The following is a 14,981-nucleotide window of genomic DNA, read 5'->3' as shown; positions in this document are numbered from 1 at the left end:
CAGATGGGCCATGTATCGCTCGAATTCCTGCAAGTCTTCCATCAAGGTTCGCCCTTCGCTTGAAGAAGTGCGCATAATGCCTTGAATTCGTTCAAATTACTAACACAGTAAGATTAGGTAAGCGTCAAGATCGCCGAGGCGCCGTACCTGCGCCCCTGCGCGCTCGCCTCAGCGCGGTTTGCCCGCCCCACCCTCGACCTCGCCGCGCAGCCGCTCCTCCTGCGCCCGCAGTTCGGGCGTGAGCTCGGCGCCGAAATCCTCGGCCTCGAACAGCGGGCGGATCTCGATCTCGGACTCGCCTTCCATGGGGTTGGGGCAGCGCCTGACCCATTCGACCGCCTCGTCGATGGACTTGACCTGCCACAGCCAGAAGCCGGCGACGAGCTCCTGGATCTGCTCGAACGGCCCGTCGACCACGCTGCGCTGGCTGCCCGAGAAGCGCACCCGCTTGCCCCTGGCGCTGGGGTGCAGGCCCTCACCCGCCAGCATCACGCCGGCCTTGACCAGCTCTTCGTTGAACCTGCCCATGGCCTCGAGCAATGCCTGGCCGGGCATCTTGCCGGCTTCGGATTCGGCCGTGGCCTTGACCATCACCATGACTCGCATCGTCGTTCCTCCTTGAAACGGATGGCTTTCGGCCAGGGCCGGCCGGCGTCTACACCCCGCTCACCTTGACCGCGCAGTACTTGAACTCCGGGATCTTGCCGAAGGGGTCCAGCGCAGCGTTGGTCAACAGGTTGGCCGCGGCCTCCACATAGGCGAAGGGGATGAACACCGTGCCGCGCGGCGTGCCGTCGTCGCGCCGCGCCTGCAGCGTAACCTCGCCGCGGCGCGAGGCGACGCGGATGGCGTCGCCGGGCTGCAGGCCCAGGCGCTGCAGGTCCTCGCCGCACAGCGAGGCGGTGGCGGCTGGCTCGAGCGCGTCCAGCACCTCGGAGCGGCGCGTCATGCTGCCGGTGTGCCAGTGCTCGAGCTGGCGGCCGGTGATCAGCACGAAGGGGTACTCGGTGTCGGGCCGCTCGTCGGCCGGGATGATGTCGGCCGGCACCAGCTGCACGCGGCCGTCGGGCGTGGGGAACTGGTCGTGGAAGACGATGGGCTGGCCGGGGTCGTCCGCGCTGAGGCAGGGGTAGGTGACGCTGGATTCGCGCTGCAGGCGCTCCCAGCTGATGCCGGCTATGACGGCGGCCATGGCCTGACGCATCTCGTCGTAGACGCGTTCTACACCGTGGTAGACGCTGCCCTCACCCCGGCCCTCTCCCAGAGGGAGAGGGGGTGAATCGTAGTGCCAGTTCAGGCCCATGCGCCTGGCGATCTGCTGGATGATCCAGAGATCGGCACGCGCCTCGCCGGGCGGCTGGAGGGCTTGGCGGCCGAGCTGCACCATGCGGTCGGTGTTGCTCACGCTGCCGGTCTTCTCGGGCCAGGCGCTGGCGGGCAGGACCACGTCGGCCAGCCAGGCGGTCTCGGTCATGAAGATGTCCTGCACCACCAGGTGCTCGAGCGAGGCCAGGGCGTGGCGCGCGTGGTTGAGGTCGGGGTCGCTCATGGCCGGGTTCTCGCCCATGATGTACATGCCGCGCACCTTGTGCGGGTCGCTGTCCGGCGCCAGGCACTTGTCCATGATCTCGACCACGGTGTAGCCGGGCTGGGGGTCCAGCTTGGTGCCCCAGAAGTCCTCGAACCAGTCGTGCGCGGCCTTGTCGCTCACGCGCTGGTAGTTCGGGTACATCATGGGGATCAGGCCGGCGTCGCTCGCGCCCTGCACGTTGTTCTGGCCGCGCAGCGGATGCAGGCCGGTGCCGGGGCGGCCGATCTGGCCGGTGACGCTGGCCAGGGCGATCAGGCAGCGCACGTTGTCCGTGCCGTGCACATGCTGGCTCACGCCCATGCCCCAGAGGATCATGGAGGCGCCGGCCGTGGCATAGGCGCGCGCCACCTCGCGTATGGTCTCGGCCGGGATGCCGCAGATCGGCGCCATGGCCTCGGGGCTGTAGTCGGCGACGTTGTCCTTGAGCGCCTGCACGTTGTCGGCGCGCTCGCGCAGGAAGGCCTCGTCGGTCAGACCCTCCTCGACGATCACGTGCAGCATGGCGTTGAGCAGGGCCACGTCGGTGTCGGCCTTGAAGGGCAGGGTGCGCCAGGCGTGGCGGCCCAGGTCGGTGATGCGCGGATCGGCCAGCACGATCCTGGCGCCGCGCTGGGCGGCGTTCTTCATCCAGGTGGCCGCCACCGGGTGGTTGGCCGTGGGGTTGGAGCCGATCACGAAGATCAGATCGGCATGCGCTACGTCGCCCACCGGGTTGCTCACCGCGCCCGAGCCCACGCCCTCGAGCAGGGCGGCCACGCTGGAGGCATGGCACAGGCGGGTGCAGTGGTCCACGTTGTTGCTGCCGAAACCGGTGCGCACCAGCTTCTGGAACAGGTAGGCCTCTTCGTTGCTGCCCTTGGCCGAGCCGAAGCCGGCCAGGGCCTTGTTGCCATGCTGGTCGCGCAGGGCCTTGAGCTTGCCGGCGGCGAGATCAAGGGCCTCCTCCCAGCTGGCCTCGCGGAAGGCCTCGGACCAGTGCAGCTCACGCGTCAGGTGCTCGGGGTCCTTGGGCACACCCGGCTTGCGGATCAGCGGCTTGGTCAGGCGCTCGGGATTGTGCACGTAGTCGAAGCCGAAACGCCCTTTCACGCACAGGCGGCCATGGTTGGCCGGGCCGTCGCGGCCCTCGACGCTCACAATCTTCTCGTCCTTGACCTTGTAGGTAATCAGGCAGCCCACGCCGCAGAAGGGGCAGACCGAGTCGACCTCGCGGTCCACGCTCTGCGCGCCGATGTGGCTTTTGGGCATGAGGGCGCCGGTGGGGCAGGCCTGCACGCATTCGCCGCAGGCCACGCAGCTGCTCTGGCCCATGGGGTCGCCGAGGTCGAACACGACCTGGGCCTGGGCGCCGCGGAAGGCCATGCCTATCACATCGTTGACCTGTTCCTCGCGGCAGGCGCGCACGCAGCGCGTGCACTGGATGCAGGCGTCCAGGTTGACGGCCATCGCGGGGTGCGAGAGGTCCGGCGCGGGCTGGGCCCGGCCCAGGGCCCTGAGCGCGGGCCGCACCGCCACGCCCTGGCGCGCGGCCCATTGGCTCAGCTCGCCGTGCGGTTGGGCCGGATCGTCGGCCAGCCACTTGTGGCCCTGCTCGGGCAGGTCGGCCAGCAGCATCTCGAGCACCATGTTCTGGCTCTTGCGCGCGCGCTCGCTCTGGGCCTGCACCTTCATGCCGGGCGCGACGCTGCGACAACAGCTGGGCGCGAGCGTGCGCTCGCCCTCGATTTCGACCACGCAGGCGCGGCAGTTGCCGTCGGGGCGCAGGCCCTCGCTGTAGCACAGGCGCGGGATCGCCACGCCATGGCGCTCTGCGGCCTGCAGGATGGACTCGCCCTCCAAGCCCTGCATGAGCTGGCCGTCCAGCGTGAAGGCCACGCTGGCCGGCGCCAGTGCCTGTTCGTCGGTCGGCGCCTGCTTCATGCGCTCTCTCCTGCGGGCTCGGCGCCCAGCTCGTGCGGGAAATACTGCTGCACGCAGCGTATCGGGTTGGGCGCAGCCTGGCCCAGGCCGCAGATCGAGGCGTCGGCCATGACCTGGCCCAGGTCGGCCAGCAGGGCCTGGTCCCAGACCGGTTCCTCCATGAGCTTCGCCGCCTTGGCCGTGCCCACGCGGCAGGGCGTGCACTGGCCGCAGCTCTCGTCGGCGAAGAAGCGCATGGTGTTGAGCGCGGCGTCTCGCGCGCGGTCGTGCTGGCTCAGCACGATGACGGCGGCCGAGCCTATGAAGCAGCCGTAGGGCTGCAGGGTGTCGAAGTCCAGCGGCAGGTCGGCCAGGCGCGCCGGCAGGATGCCGCCGCTCGCGCCGCCGGGCAGGTAGGCGTAGAGCTCGTGGCCCTCGGCCATGCCGCCGCAGTATTCGTCGACCAGCTCGCGCAGCGTGATGCCGGCCGGCGCGAGCTTGACGCCGGGCTGGCGCACGCGCCCGCTCACGCTGAAACTGCGCAGGCCCTTGCGGCCATGGCGGCCCTGGGCGGCGAACCACTGCGGGCCTTTCTCGACGATCTCGCGCACCCAGTAGAGCGTCTCGAAGTTGTGCTCCAGCGTGGGCCGGCCGAACAGGCCGACCTGGGCGATGTAGGGCGGGCGCATGCGCGGCTCGCCACGCTTGCCCTCGATGCTCTCTATCATGGCCGACTCTTCGCCGCAGATGTAGGCACCGGCGCCGCGGCGCAATTCGATGCGCGGCAGCGGGCAAGGCGGGTCGGCCTGCAGCGCGGCGATGGCCTGCTGCAGCAGGCGGCGCGCGTCGTGGTACTCGTCGCGCAGGTAGATGTAGACGGCCTCGGTGCCCACCACCTGGGCCGCGACCAGCATGCCCTCGAGGAAGCGGTGCGGGTCGCGCTCGAGGTAATGGCGGTCCTTGAAGGTGCCGGGCTCGCCCTCGTCGATGTTGACGGCCATCAGGCGCGGCGCGGGCTGCTCGCGCACGATGCGCCACTTGCGCCCGGCCGGAAAGCCCGCGCCGCCCAGGCCGCGCAGGCCCGAGTCCTCGAGCGCGCGCAGCACGGCCTCGGCCTCCTGCTCGCCATTGACCAGGGCCGCGGCCAGCGCGTAGCCGCCCGCCGCACGGTAGGCCGCGTAGCCCAGGGCCTCGGGCTCGGGCTGGACCGCAACGCCGGGCGGCGCGGCGCAGGCCTGGACCACGGCCTCGGGCGTGGCCGGCGCCACGGCCTGGTGGCCGGCCAGCACGGCCGGGGCCTGCTCGCAGCGGCCCACGCAGGGGGCGTGGACCACGCGCACCTCCGCACCCAGCAGGGCCGGCAGGCGCTCCAGCAGGCCGGCCGCGCCGGCCAGGCTGCAGGACAGGCCGTCGCAGACCCGCACCGTGAGGCGCGGCGGCTGGGCCTCGTCCTTGAGGATCTCGAAGTGGTGGTAGAAGCTCGCGACCTCGACCACCTCGGCCATGGACAGGCGCATCTCGGCCGCCAGCGCGACCAGGTGGCGCTCGAACAGGCCCTGCCAGGCGTCGTTGAGCACATGCAGGTGCTCGATCAGCAGGTCCCGTCTATGGCCGCCCGCCGGCGCTGCGCCTATCAGGGCACGCACCTCCTGCAGCGAGACTTCGTCGGGCTGGCGGCCCTTGAGGCGGCTCCTGGGCCGGCCGGGCTGGCGCGCGCGCTCGCGCATCTGTTCCAGCGTGGCCACGGCCACCGGCTGAGGGTCTGTGGGTTGGCCTGCGGTGTTCATCCTGCGACTATCCCGCCCTGGCCCGGCGCCGTCAAATTGAATCCACACATGGCCTGATTCAATCGATGAATGAAGCTCCCCCTTCAGACCACCAGGGCGCCGCTGCAGTGCGCGAGCTCCTCGTGCCAGGCCGCGTCGCGCGCCAGCGCCAGCGCCGCCTTCAGCACCGGCGTGGGCGGGGCCTGGCGCAGGGTGATGAAGCCTACCGGCGTGGCGACCTCGGGGCGCACCAGGGGCTGGGCGCTGAGACCGCCCGCCGCGCGCACCGCCGCCACCAAGGCGCCCGGCATCACGCTGCAGAGATCGCCGGCCTGCAGGCTCAGGCCCAGGGCCAGCGTGGAGTCGGTCTCCAGCGCCGGCTGCACGGCCACGCCGGCGCGCGCGAAGGCCGCGTCGACGATGTGGCGGTTGTGCATGTCGGGGGTCAGCAGGGCCAGCGGCAGGGCCGCGGCCTCGGCCCAGGACAGCGGCGGCCCCAGCGCGTCGCCCGCCGGGGCGCCCGGCGCGCTGCGGCGCACCAGGTAGTAATGCTCGCGGTACTGGGCCAGGGTGGCGAAGCCGCCGGCGCGCGGACCCACGCGCTCCATGAAGCCCAGGCCCAGGTCCAGGCCCAGCTGCTGCAGGCCGGACTCGATGTCCTGCGAGGCCATGGAGCGCAGCTCGGGCCGGATGCCCGGGTGCCGCTCGCGCAGCCGCGCCGCGAAGCGCGCGGCCACCGGCACGGCCGTGGGCACCACGCCCAGGCGCAGCCGGCCCTCGAGCTGGCCGGCGCGGCGCGCCAGCTCCTGCTGCAGCAGGGTGTGCTCGTGCAGCATGCGGCGCGCCGTGGCCAGCACCTGCTCGCCCTCGGGCGTGAGGCCGGCGTAGGCGCGGCCGCGCTGCACGATGGGCGTGCCGAACTCGCGCTCGAGCGCGCGCAGCGCGTTGGACAGGGCGGGCTGGGTGATATGGCAGGCCTGCGCGGCGCGGCCGAAATGCCGGTGCTCGTGCAGGGCGAGGAGGTAGCGCAGCGAGGCGAGCAGGTTCATGGCAGGCGCCAATATAAGGCAGGGCCGCGCTCCTGGGTCGTTGCCACTCGCCAGCCCTCACCCCTGCCCTCTCCCAGAGGGAGAGGGAGTGAAATCGCCGAACTCAGGCGCTGGCCAGGTCGAACAGACTGGTGGCTTCCAGGTCCAGCACCTCGGCGCCCTGCTGGTTGAACAGCTGCCAGCGCCAGCGCAGGATGCCCAGCTCGGGCTGGCTGCGCGAGCGCCGCGTCTCGATCACGGTGGCACGCAGCGCCAGCCGGTCGCCCGGGCGCACCGGGCTCGGCCATTTGACGTAGGCCAGGCCCGGCGAGGCGAAGGACTCCGAGCCCGCGAGGGCCGCGTCGGCCACCAGGCGCATGGCGATGCCACAGGTATGCCAGCCGCTGGCAATCAGGCCGCCGAAGCGGCCCCGGGCCGCGGCCTCGGGGTCGGTGTGGAACCACTGCGGGTCGTAGGCGCCGGCGAACTGCAGCAGTTCGGCCTGGCTGACCTCGTAGGGCCCGGCTTCTATCACCTGGCCGGGCTCGAACTGCGCGAAGCGCATGCTCAGTAGGTCTCGAGGTGCAGCCGGCCTTCGCGCTTGAGCGCGGCGCCCAGGCTCTCCCAGGCCAGGCCGGCCTGCTCGGCCACGTCGCGCAGGGCCAGCACCACGCCCTCCTCCATGCTCTTCAAGCCGCAGACGTAGATGAAGGTGTTGCCGTCCTTGAGCAGGGCGAGCAGGTCGGCCGCGCGCTCGCGCAGCAGGTCCTGCACGTAGCGCTTGGGCTCGCCCGGCGTGCGCGAGAAGGCGAAGTTGATGTCGATGAAGTCCTTGGGCAGGTTCTGCAGCGGGCCGAAGTAAGGCAGCTCCTCCTTGGTGCGGGCGCCGAAGAACAGCATCAGCTTGCCGCCCTCGAACTTGCCCGAGGCGCGCAGGCGCCGCCGCCACTCGGTCATGGCACGCATGGGCGCGCTACCGGTGCCGGTGCAGATCATGACGATGTTGCTGCGCGGGTGGTTGGGCATCAGGAAGGAGCTGCCGAAGGGGCCGATCACCTGCACCTGGTCGCCGACCTTGAGGTCGCACATGTAGTTGGAGCCGACGCCGCGCACCGGATTGCCCTGGTGGTCTTCGAGCACGCGCTTGATGGTCAGCGAGACGTTGTTGTAGCCGGGGCGCTCGCCGTTGCGCGGGCTGGCCACCGAGTACTGGCGCGCGTAATGCGGCTTGCCACTGGCGTCGGTGCCGGGCGGCAGGATGCCGATCGACTGGCCCTCCAGCACCGGGAAGGGCATGGCGCCGAAGTCGAGCACGATGTGGTGCGTGTCGTACTCCTTGCCGACCTCGGTGACGCGGAAGTTGCCGACCACGGTGGCCGTGGTGGGGCCGGTCTTGGGGCCGTAGAGGTTGGTGTAGGCATGGGCGGCCGACCAGGGCGGCAGGGTCGCGCCCCAGGCCGAGGAGACGAAGGGCGTCTCGCCAGCCTCGAGCTGGGTCGGCGGCACGGCGGGCGGCGCGGGCTGGGCGGATTCCAGCTCGGCGCCCTCGGGCAGCGGCAGCTCGGGCGGCAGCTCGTCCCAGCCCAGCTGCTCGGTGATGCTGTAGGCCTTGAGCTTGAGCACCGTGCGCCAGTTGTCGATGGAGCCGGTCGGACAGGGCGAGATGCAGTCCATGCAGAGGTTGCACTTCTCGGCGTCGACCACGTAGTTGCGCGAGTCGTGCGTGATCGCGTCGACGGGACAGATCGATTCGCAGGTGTTGCAGCGTATGCAGATCTCGGGATCGATCAGGTGCTGCTTGATCACAGCGGCGTCGGTGGCCATGTCCATGGCGGTCTCCGGGGAAATTTGCGGCGGTCAGTATGCATCAGGGCCACGCGGGGCGCACCCCGGGTGGCCCTGATGTCTTCATGCCATCAGTTGAAACGGACGTACTCGAAATCGACCGGCTGGCGGTTGATGCCCATGACCGGCGGAGCAATCCAGTTGGCGAACTTGCCGGGCTCGACCACGCGGCCCATCAGCGAGGCCACGTAGGCGCGGTCTTCGTCGGTGGGCAGCCACTCTTCGACCTTCTGGTTCCACTCGTGGTCGGACACCACGCGGCCATCGGGCGATATCTTGACGCCCGACAGCGCGCCGATGTTGCGGTGGAAGGCCTTGTGCGGCACGGTCAGTTTGAACGGGATGCCGGACTTCTCGATGATGCGGTTCCAGCGCTCGACGCCGCCGACCGAATCCTTGATGTAGTCGTCGCGCAGCACCTCGTTGAGCGCGTTGAGCATGGGCACTTCCTTCTCGAGCAGCTTGCCGTCGACCACGTTCAGCACCTTGTAGGTCTGGCCCTTGAGCAGGTGGTCGTCGTTGCGCTTGCCCTCCTCGTAGCGGCCCTTGAGGCCCGAGCTGTAGAAGGTGGCGGCGTTGCTCGACTCGTCGGCGCCGAACAGGTCGATGGTCACGCTGAAGTGGAAGTTCAGGTAGCGCTGGATGGTCGGCAGGTCGATCACGCCGGCCGCGCGCAGCTTGCCCGCGTCGTCGGTCTTGAGCTGGTTCATCGCGTCGCAGGTGCGCTGGATCACGCGGCCCACGCCGGACTCGCCGACGAACATGTGGTGCGCCTCCTCGGTCAGCATGAACTTGGTGGTGCGCGCCAGCGGGTCGAAGCTCGACTCAGCCAGGGCGCAGAGCTGGAACTTGCCGTCGCGGTCGGTGAAGTAGGTGAACATGAAGAAGCTCAGCCAGTCGGGCGTCTTCTCGTTGAAGGCCTGCAGGATGCGCGGGTTGTCGGCGTTGCCCGAGCGGCGCTCGAGCAGGGCCTCGGCCTCCTCGCGGCCGTCGCGGCCGAAGTAGCGGTGCAGCAGGTAGACCATGGCCCAGAGGTGGCGGCCTTCCTCGACGTTGACCTGAAACAGGTTGCGCAGGTCGTACTGGCTGGGGCAGGTCAGGCCCAGGTGGCGCTGCTGCTCGACCGAGGCCGGCTCGGTGTCGCCCTGGGTCACGATGATGCGGCGCAGGTTGGCGCGGTGCTCGCCGGGCACGTCCTGCCAGGCGGCCTCGCCCAGGTGGTCGCCGAAATGGATCTTGCGGTCCTGCTCGGCCGGGTTCAGGAAGATGCCCCAGCGGTAGTCGGGCATCTTGACATGGCCGAACTGGGCCCAGCCCTGCGGGTCCACGCTGATCGCGGTGCGCAGGTAGACGTCGAAGTTCTGCGAGCCCTCGGGGCCCATGTCGTCCCACCAGTTGATGAAGTTGGGCTGCCACTGCTCGAGCGCGCGCTGCAGCGTGCGGTCTTCGGACAGGTTGACGTTGTTGGGGATCTTGTCGCTGTAGTTGATGCCGGACATGTGTTTCTCCTGGATCGAATGGGGCTCGGTTCTGGGACGGCGGGATATCAGACGCGGTTCAGGTCGAAGGCGGCCTTCTCGCCCTTGCCGTAGACCTTGAGCGCACCCTTCTCGCCGACGGCGTTCGGGCGGTTGAAGATCCAGTTCTGCCAGGCGGACAGGCGGCCGAAGATGCGCGTGAACATGTTCTCCTGCTGGGCGAAGCGCAGGTTGGCCTCCAGGCCGGTCAGCGCGTCGGGCGACATGGCAGCACGCTCTTCCAGCGCGATGCGGATCTCGTCGGCCCAGTCGATGTCGTCGGGCGCGGCCGTGACCAGGCCCAGGGCCAGGGCGGCGTCGGCGTCCAGGGCCTTGCCGATGGCGCGACGCGCGGCGTCCATGGCCGGCGCCTCCTCGTAGAAGCGGCGCGCCAGGCGCGACTGGTCGTTGACCATGGGGAAGAAGCCGAAGTTGAACTCGTCCAGCTGCAGCTTGGGCGCCTTGTCGGCGTCGTCCGGCAGGGCCAGCATGTAGCTGCGGTCGGCGCAGAAGGCCAGCTCGGCCAGGGTGCCGACGAAGCAGGAGCCGGGCTCGACCAGGGCGAACAGGCTGCGCGAGGACACGTCCAGGCGCGCCAGCGTGCGGCGCAGCATGCCCAGGGTTTCGCGCACGAACCAGTGGTCCTTGTGGGCCAGCAGGGTGGCGTCGGCGGCCAGCACGGCGGCGGCGTCACCCTCGGTCTTGAGCAGCCAGGTGCCGATGTCGAGCTCGTTGGTGCGCATGTTCAGGATGGCATCGTCGAGCTCGCGCGCCATCTGCAGCGGCCACCAGCTCGCGCCGGCCGCCTCGATGGCGGCGATGTCGGCCGGCTGGGCGCCCTGCGGGGCCTTGACGGTGAAGGTGGCGTTGCGCTTGGCGCGGTCTATGCTCACCGTGACGTATTGGTAGCTGATGCCGTCGGCCGCGTCGACGCGCTGCAGCGGCGTCAGCGCCACGCCCTTGCCATCGGCCGGGCGGTGGCTCTTGGCGCCCAGCTGGGCGGCGCGCTCCTGCACCACGGCGGCGAACTGCTGGGGCTTGGCGATCGCGTCGACCAGGCGCCAGTCCACGGCCTTCTGGCCGCGCACGCCCTCGGAGGTAGTGCAGAAGATGTCGGCCAGGTCATGGCGCACATGGCGCTTGTCGGTCACGCGGGTCAGGCCGCCGGTGCCGGGCAGCACGCCCAGCAGCGGCACCTCGGGCAGCGAGACGGCCGAGCTGCGGTCGTCCACCAGCACGATGTCGTCGCAGGCCAGGGCCAGCTCGTAGCCGCCGCCGGCGCAGGCGCCGTTGAGCGCGGCGACGAACTTCAGGCCCGAATGCTGGCTGGAGTCCTCGATGCCGTTGCGGGTTTCGTTGGTGAACTTGCAGAAGTTCACCTTCCAGGCGTGGCTGGACAGGCCCAGCATGAAGATGTTGGCGCCCGAGCAGAACACGCGGTCCTTCAGGCTGGTGACGACCACGGTGCGCACCTCGGGGTGCTCGAAGCGGATGCGCTGCAGCGCGTCGTGCAGCTCGATGTCCACGCCCAGGTCGTAGGAATTGAGCTTGAGCTTGTAGCCGGGGCGGATGCCGGCGTCCTCGTCGATGGCGATGGCCAGGGTCGCGACCGCGCCGTCGAAGCTGAGCTTCCAGTGGCGGTATTGCGAGGGGTCGGTGCGGTAGTCGACGGTGGTGGCTTGGGTCATGGTCGCATCCTTCATCAGGGCAAGAGGTTGGCTGGGCAATCCGGTTCCGCCGGCATGAAAAATCGTTCAGCGCCGCGGATGTGATGAAGAATAGTGCACGAACCGCAGGATGTCAATGCACTTTTATGCATGTCATCCAAGTTTTTTTCAGACCGGCAGGCCCAGCACGCCCCGCACCTGCTCGCGCAGGGCCTTGAAACCGTCTTCCAAGCCGTAGGCGCTGGTGTTGAAGCTCATGTCCGCCTTGGAATAGAAGGCCGAGCGCCCGGTCAGGATGCGCTTGAGGTCCTCCATCGCCTCCTTGCTCGCCGCCATGGGGCGCATGTCGCCCTGGGCCGCCACGCGCCCCATGTGGTCGACGGGGTCGGCCTGCAGCCAGATGGTGTAGCAGTGCGAGAGCATGAGGTTGAAGTTGGCCGCGTCCGCCACCAGGCCGCCCGGCGTGGCGATCACCACCTCGGGGTAGATCTGTATCGCCTCCTCGAGCGCGCGGCGCTCGTAGCGGCGGTAGGCATTGGTGCCGTAGAGGTTGTGGATCTCGCTGATGCTGCAGCCGGCGAACTGCTCGATCTCGCGGCTCAGCTCGATGAAGGTGTAGCCCAGGTCCTCGGCCAGGCGCCGGCCCAGCGTGGACTTGCCGGCGCCGCGCAGGCCGATCAGCGCGATGCGCGCCGTGCGGCCCTGCTCGGCCGTGCCCTGGCCGTCGAACAGCGTGCCCAGGGCGATGCGCGCGCGGCGCAGATCGGCCTCGTTGCGGCGCTCCAGCAGCTCGCGGATCAGCAGCCACTCGGGCGAGGTGGTGGTGACGTCGCCCAGCAGCTCGCTCAGCGAGCAGTGCAGGGCCTGGGCCACCTGCAGCAGCACCAGGATGGAGGCATTGCCCGTGCCGTACTCGAGGTTGGCCAGGTGGCGCTCGGACACGTCGGCCGCCAGCGCCACCGCCTTGCGCGTCATGCCGCGGCGCGAGCGCAGTGTGCGCACGCGCTCGCCCAGCGCCAGCAGGAAGGGGTGGCGCGCCTCGCTGTCGGCCTCAGCCGCGCGCTCCGACACCAGCGCCTCGTCCGGCTCACCGCCCATGCTCGATCGGGTACCCATGATTTGAAACTCCATCTGCCCCCGGGAAAACCCGGAGCGGGCTCACAAAACCTTGACATGCACTTTACTGCACACTATCGTGACAAGCACAATAGTGCATTTATACAGGCAAGTCCAGCCCCGCCCCCAAGCACTGTCCAGTTTTTCTGCCCCAGATCCGCCACCGGAGACACCCCATGTCCGCCCTGCCCCCGCCGCCGCCCGCCCAATTCAACTTCGCCCAGCACCTGATCGAGCGCAATGCTGGCCGGGGGGCCAAGGCCGCCTTCGTCGACGACCTGGGCACGCTCAGCTACACCCAGCTCGAGGACCGCGTGCGCCACCTCGCCGCCGGCCTGCGCGCGCTCGGCATACGCCGCGAAGAGCGCGTGCTGCTGCTGATGCAGGACTGCAACGACTGGCCGGTGAGCTTCCTGGGCGCGATCTACGCCGGCCTCGTCCCGGTGGCCGTCAACACCCTGCTCACCGCCGACGACTACGCCTACATGCTCGAGCATTCGCGCGCGCAGGCCGTGCTGGTGTCGGGCGCGCTGCTGCCGGTGCTGACCTCGGCCATGGTCAAGTCCGACCACGAGGTACAGAAGATCATCGTGTCGCGGCCCATCGCGCCGCTGCACCCGGCCGAAATCGAGTTCGAGACCTTCCTCGCCGCCTACCCGGCCATGACACGCCCGGCCGCGACCAGCGCCGACGACGCCGCCTTCTGGCTCTATTCCTCCGGCTCCACCGGCCGGCCCAAGGGCACGGTGCACTCGCACGCCAACCCGTACTGGACCGCCGAACTCTACGGCAGCGGCCTGCTGCAGCTGCGCGAGGACGACGTCTGCTTCTCCGCGGCCAAGCTGTTCTTCGCCTACGGGCTGGGCAACGCGCTGAGCTTCCCCATGAGCGTGGGCGCCACCACCATCCTGATGGCCGAGCGGCCCACGCCCGACGCCACCTTCAAGCGCCTGCTGGGCCAGGTCGGCGGGGTGAAACCCACCGTGTTCTACGGCGCGCCCACCGGCTTCGCCGGCATGCTGGCCCACCCCCAGCTGCCGGCGCGCGATGCCGTCGCGCTGCGCCTGGTCTCGTCGGCCGGCGAGGCCCTGCCGGCCGAGCTCGGCGAGCGCTTCAAGCGGCATTTCGGGGTCGACATCGTCGACGGCATAGGCTCGACCGAGATGCTGCACATCTTCCTCAGCAACCGCCCGGACAAGGTGCGCTACGGCACCACCGGCTGGCCGGTGCCGGGCTACGAAATCGAGCTGCGCGGCGAGGAAGGCGGCCCGGTGCCCGACGGCGAGCCCGGCGACCTCTACATCCACGGCCCCTCGGCCGCGATGATGTACTGGGGCAACCGCGAGAAGACGCGCGACACCTTCCAGGGCGGCTGGACCAAGAGCGGCGACAAGTACGTGCGCAACGCCGACGGCACCTACACCTACAGCGGCCGCAGCGACGACATGCTGAAAGTGAGCGGCATCTACGTCTCGCCCTTCGAGGTCGAGGCCACCCTGGTGCAGCACCCGGCCGTGCTCGAGTGCGCGGTGATCGGCAAGCAGGACGCCGACGGCCTGGTCAAGACCAAGGCCTTCATCGTGCTCAAGGCCGGCCAGCAGCTGACCGAGGAAGAGATCAAGGCCTTCGTGAAGGAGCGCCTGGCGCCCTACAAGTACCCGCGCTTCATCGAGTTCGTAGCCGAGCTGCCGAAGACGGCGACGGGGAAGATTCAGCGCTTTCGCTTGCGCGAGAAGGAAGCGGCGGGCGGGTGAGACGGCTGCGCGGGCTGCGCCACCACACCTAAATCACGGTAACGTGCAATTGGCAGGCCGCGTCCCCCCTCAGCATGCAGGTGGGCTCCGTGATGGCGACCTGCTCTCCATAGTACTTGGCGATCCCCCTGATGATCCCCTTCGCCAGGGTGCACATCTTCCGGGGTGATGTGTAGGTGACGACCACCTCGTGGGATCCAGCCCATCGACACATCAGCTTCGGCGGATTGGTATTCGTCCCCGCATGGCGAAGCACCTCATGGATGGCCTCCTCCGTGTTGGCGATCATGTCGAGGGTCTTCCAGCCTGGCCTGATGAACGTCGGGACCATGCTGATCAGATCCGGCACGATGAATTCGCCCATGGCCTCCAAGATCACGGGAATGGGGTCTCCCGTTCTGGCCGATACGGCGGAGAGGAGCGCAGCGATCTCTTGGTCCGGGTAGTCGGCCACGGGCACATACAGCCTGGGCCGAACCTCTGCCGAACGCACGATCTCCGGCCAAGCTTGCTCCCCCAGCCTGGCTTCGACGAACTTCCGGATTTCTATAGGGAAGATACCGTTCATGAGCCCCCCTTACGTCGCGATGTTCTTGTCGCTGCGGATGGTTGCATTATCCACCCGTCTTTCCGGCCATGCGAGCAGGCAAGGGTCCTTCGTCAAGGAGCGCCTGGCGCCCTACAAGTACCCGCGCTTCATCGAGTTCGTCGCCGAGCTGCCCAAGACCGCGACGGGGAAGATCCAGCGCTTCCGGCTGCGGGAGAGGGAAGCGGCGGGCCGCTGAGCCCGCTGCGCGA

Annotated in this window: 11 protein-coding genes and 1 pseudogene; 2 read left to right on the top strand and 10 right to left on the bottom strand. The window is 69.3% G+C overall.

Annotation, left to right across the window (positions count from 1 at the left end; genetic code table 11):
• Positions 1 to 168 precede the first annotated feature (168 nt).
• The 9 genes from FFS10_RS17220 to FFS10_RS17180 form a co-directional block, all read right to left on the bottom strand.
• Positions 169 to 606, bottom strand: coding sequence for a YciI family protein (locus FFS10_RS17220; protein ID WP_137895704.1), 438 nt, complete (start codon positions 604 to 606; stop codon positions 169 to 171).
• A gap of 49 nt (positions 607 to 655) precedes the next feature.
• Positions 656 to 3,511 carry a formate dehydrogenase subunit alpha gene (gene fdhF / locus FFS10_RS17215; protein ID WP_137895703.1) on the bottom strand — a complete coding sequence of 952 codons (2,856 nt, stop codon included), beginning with the start codon at positions 3,509 to 3,511 and terminating at the stop codon, positions 656 to 658.
• Entirely contained in the window at positions 3,508 to 5,277 is a 1,770-nt protein-coding gene (locus tag FFS10_RS17210; protein ID WP_137895702.1) for an NADH-ubiquinone oxidoreductase-F iron-sulfur binding region domain-containing protein, read from the bottom strand. Before FFS10_RS17210 ends, fdhF begins: the two co-directional genes overlap by 4 nt.
• 83 nt (positions 5,278 to 5,360) lie before the next feature.
• Entirely contained in the window at positions 5,361 to 6,305 is a 945-nt protein-coding gene (locus tag FFS10_RS17205) for a LysR family transcriptional regulator (protein ID WP_137895701.1), read from the bottom strand.
• Between the two features lie 103 nt (positions 6,306 to 6,408).
• The gene (locus FFS10_RS17200) at positions 6,409 to 6,849 is read right to left on the bottom strand and encodes a MaoC family dehydratase (RefSeq protein ID WP_137895700.1); all 441 of its coding nucleotides are present in this window, start codon (positions 6,847 to 6,849) and stop codon (positions 6,409 to 6,411) included.
• A 2-nt stretch (positions 6,850 to 6,851) separates the two neighbouring features.
• The gene (gene boxA / locus FFS10_RS17195; protein ID WP_137895699.1) at positions 6,852 to 8,114 is read right to left on the bottom strand and encodes a benzoyl-CoA 2,3-epoxidase subunit BoxA; all 1,263 of its coding nucleotides are present in this window, start codon (positions 8,112 to 8,114) and stop codon (positions 6,852 to 6,854) included.
• Positions 8,115 to 8,200: 86 nt separating this feature from the next.
• On the bottom strand, positions 8,201 to 9,628 hold the full coding sequence (gene boxB, locus FFS10_RS17190; RefSeq protein WP_137895698.1) for a benzoyl-CoA 2,3-epoxidase subunit BoxB: 1,428 nt from the start codon (positions 9,626 to 9,628) through the stop codon (positions 8,201 to 8,203).
• Between the two features lie 47 nt (positions 9,629 to 9,675).
• A complete protein-coding gene (gene boxC / locus FFS10_RS17185; RefSeq protein ID WP_137895697.1) occupies positions 9,676 to 11,334 on the bottom strand; it encodes a 2,3-epoxybenzoyl-CoA dihydrolase in 1,659 nt (552 codons plus the stop codon).
• Positions 11,335 to 11,481: 147 nt separating this feature from the next.
• Positions 11,482 to 12,411, bottom strand: coding sequence for a helix-turn-helix transcriptional regulator (locus tag FFS10_RS17180; RefSeq protein WP_137895706.1), 930 nt, complete (start codon positions 12,409 to 12,411; stop codon positions 11,482 to 11,484).
• 194 nt (positions 12,412 to 12,605) lie between these two features.
• Between FFS10_RS17180 and FFS10_RS17175 the strand changes: the two genes are divergently transcribed.
• Positions 12,606 to 14,183 carry a benzoate-CoA ligase family protein gene (locus FFS10_RS17175; protein WP_137895696.1) on the top strand — a complete coding sequence of 526 codons (1,578 nt, stop codon included), beginning with the start codon at positions 12,606 to 12,608 and terminating at the stop codon, positions 14,181 to 14,183.
• Positions 14,184 to 14,211: 28 nt separating this feature from the next.
• Here the strand turns inward: FFS10_RS17175 and FFS10_RS17170 are convergent, their stop codons facing one another.
• The gene (locus FFS10_RS17170; protein ID WP_137895695.1) at positions 14,212 to 14,751 is read right to left on the bottom strand and encodes a heme NO-binding domain-containing protein; all 540 of its coding nucleotides are present in this window, start codon (positions 14,749 to 14,751) and stop codon (positions 14,212 to 14,214) included.
• A gap of 85 nt (positions 14,752 to 14,836) precedes the next feature.
• Between FFS10_RS17170 and FFS10_RS17165 the strand changes: the two are divergent.
• A pseudogene (locus tag FFS10_RS17165) lies at positions 14,837 to 14,968 on the top strand (AMP-binding enzyme); the annotation flags it as partial.
• Between the last annotated feature and the right edge of the window lie 13 nt (positions 14,969 to 14,981).

Source organism: Ramlibacter sp. 2FC (genome assembly GCF_005503345.1).
Lineage (GTDB): Bacteria > Pseudomonadota > Gammaproteobacteria > Burkholderiales > Burkholderiaceae_C > SCMQ01.
This window is presented reverse-complemented; position numbering and strand designations above follow the sequence as displayed.